Below are 6,542 nucleotides of genomic sequence, written 5' to 3' on the forward strand. Positions count from 1 at the left end.
TTTGAAGGAGACAGTAGCATTGGACGAATTCGCAAGCATCCGCCATTGGACGGCGGAGCGGCAAAGCGCGGAATGGCAGCGAAGCCGCGGCGTGGTGCTCGGCATCGGCGACGATGCGGCGGTTGTCGATACAAGGCGAGCCGTTGCCGGCATCGCGGGACCGTATGAACTGGTTATGGCAATGGATACGATGGTAGAGACCGTTCATTTCAACGATGTGACGATGTCGGACGAAGACGTCGGCTATAAAGCATTGGCCGCTAACATTAGCGATATCGCCGCGATGGGCGGCATTCCGCTGCACGCGCTGGTGTCAGTCAGTGTGCCGAAGTCGTACGGGCCGGAGCGAATGCGCCGGCTGTACGACGGGCTTTACGCCTGTGCGGAACGCTACGGCGTAGCGGTTGTGGGCGGCGATACGACGTCGTCGCCGCTGCATTTGGTTATCGCCGTGACGGTGACGGGAGCCGTCGAGGCGGGGAAGGCGCTGCGGCGCTCCGGGGCGAAGCCCGGCGACGCCGTTGTGTTGACCGGCCCGCCTGTCGGCATGTCGGCGGCCGGCTTGCACTGGCTGCTCGCGCAGCGGGCAGTCGGCGCGAGCGCTGTTGAGGAGCGCGCGGTTGCCGCGCTCTTGAAGGCGCATCGCCGCCCGGAGCCCGGCGTGCGGGCGGGACGGCTGCTGCTGGCGCGCGGAAGCTGCACGTCGCTCAACGACGTGAGCGACGGACTCGCCAGCGAAGCGTGGGAAATTGCTGAAGCGTCGGATTGCTCGCTCGTGCTGGAGGAGCGATTGCTGCCTCGCAGCGGAAGCATGGCAAGCTATGCAGGCAGCGTTGGCATCAACCCGCTGGATTGGATGCTGTACGGCGGCGAAGATTACGCCCTGCTTGGCACGATGGAGACGGAGGATGCCGAGGCGATGCAATCGGCCTTCCGCGAAGAAGGATTGCCGTTCTACATAATCGGCAATGTGGAGGAAAAGGCTGGGGAACCGGCTGTTTATCTTGTCCGACAGGATGATGAGCGGGCGGTTAGGGTGGAGAAGCGAGGCTATAATCATTTTAGCTAGTAAGCGGGTGAACGTTTGATGAGCAAGTCTGGAGAAGCATTATTTATAGTGCGCGACGAGCGGGAGACGGCTGCTTTGGCGCAAAAGATCGCAGCTAAAGCGCATGCAGGCGCATTGCTTGCGTTGGACGGCGACCTTGGCGCGGGCAAAACGACGTTTTCGCAATATTTCGCCAAAGCGATTGGCGTCAAAGAAATCGTCAACAGTCCGACCTTTACGATCATTAAAGAATATGACGGGGCAGACATGCCTTTTTACCATATGGATGTGTACCGGCTGTCGATGGATGAAGCGGACGAGCTCGGCTTGGACGAATATTTTTTCGGCAATGGCGTGACGATTGTGGAATGGGCAAGTTTAATTGAGGAACTGCTGCCAGAAAATCGGCTTAATATTTATATCGAGCATGGCGGTGACGGTGAACGGCGTTTCCGTCTAACGGGCATCGGCGAGCCGTATGCCTTATGGTGTGCGGAGTGGAACGGGATAGGAGCAGGAAACGATGATAGCGGAAAAAAATGATCGGCCTGTATTGGCTTTCGATACATCTACGGCAGCGATGGCTGCCGCAATTCGAAAAGGATCGGTGACGTTAGGCGAGATACAGTCGCTTGCCGAGCGCAATCACTCGGTCCATATTATTGTCCATTTAAAACAGTTGATGGAGCAATGCGGCGTAAGCAGCGAAGCGCTTGGCGCGATTGCTGTCGGCAGCGGGCCGGGCTCATATACAGGCATGAGAATTGCCGTGGCGGCTGCGAAGACGTTGGCATGGGCGTGGAAAAAGCCGCTCGTAGGCGTGTCCAGTCTTGAAGCGATCGCTTATGGAGCTTTGAAAAGCTCGGTTGAGAACAATTTTGTCACCTCATCCTCTCAATCGCTAATTACGGAATGGGTGCTGCCTATTATGGACGCGCGGCGAGGTCAAGTATATACAGCTGGATTTGCGATGTCGCCGAAAGGCGAATGGAGCCGATTTGCCGACGATGGCGTGCGCTTAATGCATGAATGGGTCGACCGTATTGCCGAGCGAATTGCCGGAGAAGCGTCGCAACGAGCGATCCGCATTTGGCTCGCTGGCGATTTGTCGCTGCATGAAGCGGAGGCTTTGCGTCTGCAGAAGCTTTGCGGCGAAGCGGGCGTTGAGGTGCGGCTTCAGCCGTATGAACTGGAAGGACGCTATGTAGCTGAGCTTGGACAATTAAGGCTCGATGCGGGCGAAATCGATAATGCTCACACCTTTACGCCGAACTACACGCAGCTGACGGAAGCGGAAGTGAAGCTGAAGGCGAAACAGGCGGAGCAAGCGCAAGCGGAGGAAACGAAGCGATGACAGCAGCGATGTCGAAAGAGCAAGTGCGTTTTCGGGCGATGACGCTGGAGGATATTGCAAGGATCGTCGAAATTGAGCAAGAGGCTTTTACTACGCCATGGACATCTGAAGCGTTCCGCAACGAGCTGTTTAACAATATGTTCGCGCGTTATTATGTAATGGTGCACGAGGGCAGAATTATCGGCTATGGCGGCATGTGGATTATTATAGATGAAGCCCATGTGACGAATATAGCCGTAAGCGCGGAATGGCGAGGCAATGGGCTGGGCGAACGGCTGCTCGTTGAGTTGCAGCGGAGGGCAGTCGGCTTTGGCGCGAACAAAATGACGCTGGAAGTGCGTGTATCCAATGAAGTCGCCCAGCGGCTATATCGAAAAATGGGATTTGAGCCGTCCGGTATCAGGCCGGGCTATTACTCGGACAATCAGGAGGACGCTCTCATTATGTGGGCAGAGCTTTCCGAGGAGCGGTCGAATGACCCGAGGGGACATTTCGGAGAAGATGACGGCGATACGGAGGAGCAACAATCGTGATCGAAAATGGGAATGAACAATTAGATAACCAAAGCAAAGGCGTATTGTTAGCGATCGAGACGAGCTGCGATGAGACGTCGGTAGCGGTCGTCATTGGCGGCAAACAGATCGCGTCGAATGTGATTTCAAGTCAAATCGAAGTGCATGAGCGGTTTGGCGGCGTTGTGCCGGAAATTGCTTCGCGCAAGCATGTAGAAGTAATCACGCTTATGATCGAGCAAGCCTTTGAAGAATCCGGCTATAAGCTCGAGGATATTTCGGCAGTAGCTGTCACTCAAGGCCCCGGTCTTGTCGGCGCGCTGCTTGTCGGCATTGTAGCGGCAAAAAGTTTGGCGCTGGCTCTCGATGTACCGCTTATCGGCACGCATCATATCGCGGGTCACATTTACGCGAATCAGCTTGTGCATGAGCTCGAATATCCATGCATGGCGCTAGTCGTATCCGGCGGTCATACGGAGCTGGTACTGCTTGAGGATGAAGGCAGCTTCCGCATGATCGGCAGAACTCGCGATGACGCAGTCGGTGAAGCTTACGATAAAGTGGCGCGCGCGCTGAAGTTTCCTTATCCGGGCGGGCCTCATATCGACCGGCTGGCAGGGGAGTCCGAACGGGCGATCGAGCTGCCTCGCGCGTGGCTTGATGCTGATTCCTATGATTTCAGCTTTAGCGGATTGAAATCGGCGGTGCTTGCGGTCATTAACCAGACAGGCATGAAGGGCGAAGAGCTGGATAAAGCGGCGTTGGCGCGAGGATTCCAGGAATCCGTTATTGAAGTGCTTGTCGAAAAATCGCTTCGCGCCGTTAAACAATACGGTGCGAAGCAGCTGCTGCTTTGCGGCGGCGTGGCAGCTAACCGCGGTTTGCGGGAGGCGCTCGCAGCTCGCTGCGAGGCTGAATCGACCCCTTTGCTCGTTCCGCCTCATCGCCTTTGCACGGACAATGCGGCGATGATTGGAGCTGCGGCCTATTTGAAATGGCAGCGCGGCGAGTTTACGCCGCTTGATATGAAGGCGGAGCCTAACTTTTCGCTGGAAGGCTGGGCCGGCAATAAAAATAATTAAATAAATTGAATTGACAGAATATTATTTGGGGAATATAATAAGCAACATCACTTAATTCCATACTTTGCAAACGCAAGGAACAGGAATAGTAAGGCCAATCCGGGATTTAGAGAGCTGCGGGACGGTGCAACGCAGTCGAAGGAAGCCTGAAACTCGCCTGGGAGCGGATCAACGGAGGCAGCAGCTGGCCATGGCAGCTAAAGCGAGTACGTTGTTACGGTTAACCTCCGTAATCGGGTGCGCATCGACTAACATCCGGAGTTGGCGATGTGCCTAAGGTGGACTAACGAATGCTGCTCGTAACTGAGCAAGCGAACGATAGTCAACAAGGGTGGTACCGCGCAGGACATAACAGCCTGTCGTCTCTTGAATCATAGAGACGACGGGCTTTTCTTATTGTCTGACCGCGTATTAAGGAAAAACAATTACGTAACGAACACAATCACATAGACATTAACGCTGTGAACAGGAATAGTAGATAGTGAAGCCGGGAAAATGACAGCAAGCAAGTTGCTTGCTTCACCAGAGAGCTGCGGGTCGGTGCGACGCAGTCAAAGCTTCCTTTCGAACTCGCCTGGGAGCGGAATGATGGAAAGCTGCCATTAAAGCGGTTGCGTACATCATTACGGCCGGCCACCGTAATCGGGCGTCAAGCGGGTTTGAATCTAACGGTTCAGCCAATGAGAGTGGTACCACGGTCGGCCAAAAGCCTGTCGTCTCTTCCTAGAAGAGGCGGCAGGTTTTTTTTGTTCCAAAATAAGCATCTAACGGAGGGTATAACGATGAGCCAACAACAAACGAACAATCAAGTGACGAAACAAATTCAAATTTTCGATACGACACTGCGTGACGGCGAGCAGTCGCCGGGAGCTTCAATTGATCCTGAACGTAAAATCGTAATTGCCCGTCAGCTGGCTAAGCTGGGCATTGACGTTATTGAGCCGGGCTTTGCGCTTTCGAGTCCTGGCGAATTCGCTGCCGTGCAGCAAATTTCCCGCGAGCTGCAAAACGTCGAGATCGCAGGCTTCGCCCGAATGATGAAAGTGGATATTGATGCCGCGATTAAAGCGACTCGGGATGCGGCAAGACGGCGTCTGCACGTCTTTATCTCATCATCCGATATCCATCTGCAGCATCAGCTGCGGAAAACGCGTGCCGAAGTGCTGAAGCAAACGAAAGAAATGATCGCGTACGGCAAACAATTTGTGAATGAAATTGAGTTTTCAGCAATGGATTCGACCCGTTCGGACCGCGATTTTGTGATCGAGCTGGTGGAGACGGCAATCGCAGAAGGCGCAACGATTATCAATCTGCCGGATACGCTCGGCTATGCGCTGCCGGATGAGATTGAGGAGCTGTTCCGTACCGTCCGCACACAGGCTCGCGGCGGCCAATCGGTCCGTTACAGCGCACATAACCATAACGATCTCGGTCTGGCTGCGGCGAACAGCCTGGCAGCTATTCGCGGGGGAGCAACACAAATCGAAGTAACGGTTAACGGCGTCGGCGAACGGGCAGGCAACTGCTCGCTGGAGGAGCTGGCGATGATTATCGAGACGCGAAAATCGGCGCTGAATCTGGAGACGAACATCAATCAGCGAGAAATTTATGAAACGTCGCGAATGGTAAGCCGCGCTATGCACTATCCGATCGCTTTCAACAAGCCGATTGTCGGACGCAACGCGTTCCAGCATGAGTCCGGCATTCATCAGGACGGACTGCTCAAAAACCGCAATACGTATGAGATAATGGATCCGGAAGCGATGGGCATTTCACGCAGCATGATCATTCTGGGCCGCCATTCCGGCCGCCATGCGATCAAACATCGGCTTTCCGAATACGGCATTGAAGTTGCAGATGCTGAGCTGACTGAAGTATATGACCGTTTTAAAGCGCTGTGCGACGTGAAAAAAATTGTAACCGACGACGAGCTGATCCGCATCGCAGGCGAGACGACAGCTACGCAGCCGGATCCTTACATGCTGGTCGATCTGCAAGTGCTGGCCGGCAGCCATAAATCCCGAATTGCCACCGTTACGGTAAAGGACAGCGCGGCGGGCGAGGAATGCTCTTACTCCGGCATGGGAGAAGGCCCGCTGGAAGCGGTCATCCATTGTATTCAACAGGCGATTCCGGTTGCCGCTGAATTCGAGGATCTGGAGCTGCATTCCGTATCGACAGGCGAGGATGCGCATGGCGAGGCGGTCGTAACGATTATTAACAAAGGAGAGCGATTCCGCGGCACATCGATTCATAAGGATATCATTTTTGCCGCAGCTCAAGCTTATGTCGCTGCCTGCAACCAAGCGATTATGACGGGCAAGAAGCAGGATGATGGCGCAGAGGAAGAGGCGGAAGTCGTTTAATCGCAAGCAACTGAATCGTAAATTTCACCAGGAGACTGTGGTTACCCACAGTCTTTTTTCTGTGAAAAGAATAACGCACGTATGAAGGATCTCGTCTTTCTAAAGGGAGGGGATTCAGAAAAATGGCAATAGGATACCCGGGAAACGAATTTATCGATTCCATGTTTAGCTTACACTATT

The 6,542-nt window shown here is 54.3% G+C and carries 6 protein-coding genes; all 6 read left to right on the forward strand.

The genetic code is table 11. The features are described 5' to 3' along the window. Window positions 1-19: 19 nt before the first annotated feature. The 6 genes from thiL to GOM71_RS21480 all read left to right on the forward strand — a co-directional run bounded on the left by thiL (window position 20) and on the right by GOM71_RS21480 (window position 6,362). A complete protein-coding gene (gene thiL / locus GOM71_RS21455; RefSeq protein ID WP_156284800.1) occupies window positions 20-1,069 on the forward strand; it encodes a thiamine-phosphate kinase in 1,050 nt (349 codons plus the stop codon). An 18-nt stretch (window positions 1,070-1,087) separates the two neighbouring features. Further along, window positions 1,088-1,591 carry a tRNA (adenosine(37)-N6)-threonylcarbamoyltransferase complex ATPase subunit type 1 TsaE gene (gene tsaE, locus GOM71_RS21460; protein ID WP_156284803.1) on the forward strand — a complete coding sequence of 168 codons (504 nt, stop codon included), beginning with the start codon at window positions 1,088-1,090 and terminating at the stop codon, window positions 1,589-1,591. After that, window positions 1,572-2,402 (forward strand): tRNA (adenosine(37)-N6)-threonylcarbamoyltransferase complex dimerization subunit type 1 TsaB, encoded by an 831-nt coding sequence (gene tsaB / locus GOM71_RS21465; protein WP_156284805.1) that lies wholly within the window; start codon window positions 1,572-1,574, stop codon window positions 2,400-2,402. Before tsaE ends, tsaB begins: the two co-directional genes overlap by 20 nt. After that, the gene (gene rimI / locus GOM71_RS21470; protein ID WP_483311059.1) at window positions 2,399-2,935 is read left to right on the forward strand and encodes a ribosomal protein S18-alanine N-acetyltransferase; all 537 of its coding nucleotides are present in this window, start codon (window positions 2,399-2,401) and stop codon (window positions 2,933-2,935) included. The genes tsaB and rimI overlap by 4 nt, the downstream gene beginning before the upstream one ends. Next, the gene (gene tsaD, locus GOM71_RS21475; protein ID WP_367649740.1) at window positions 2,935-3,996 is read left to right on the forward strand and encodes a tRNA (adenosine(37)-N6)-threonylcarbamoyltransferase complex transferase subunit TsaD; all 1,062 of its coding nucleotides are present in this window, start codon (window positions 2,935-2,937) and stop codon (window positions 3,994-3,996) included. The genes rimI and tsaD overlap by 1 nt, the downstream gene beginning before the upstream one ends. Window positions 3,997-4,778: 782 nt before the next feature. After that, window positions 4,779-6,362 carry a 2-isopropylmalate synthase gene (locus tag GOM71_RS21480; protein WP_156284807.1) on the forward strand — a complete coding sequence of 528 codons (1,584 nt, stop codon included), beginning with the start codon at window positions 4,779-4,781 and terminating at the stop codon, window positions 6,360-6,362. Window positions 6,363-6,542 lie beyond the last annotated feature (180 nt).

The sequence above is a fragment of the Paenibacillus sp. NEAU-GSW1 genome (assembly GCF_009737085.1).
Classification (GTDB): Bacteria; Bacillota; Bacilli; order Paenibacillales; family Paenibacillaceae; genus Pristimantibacillus.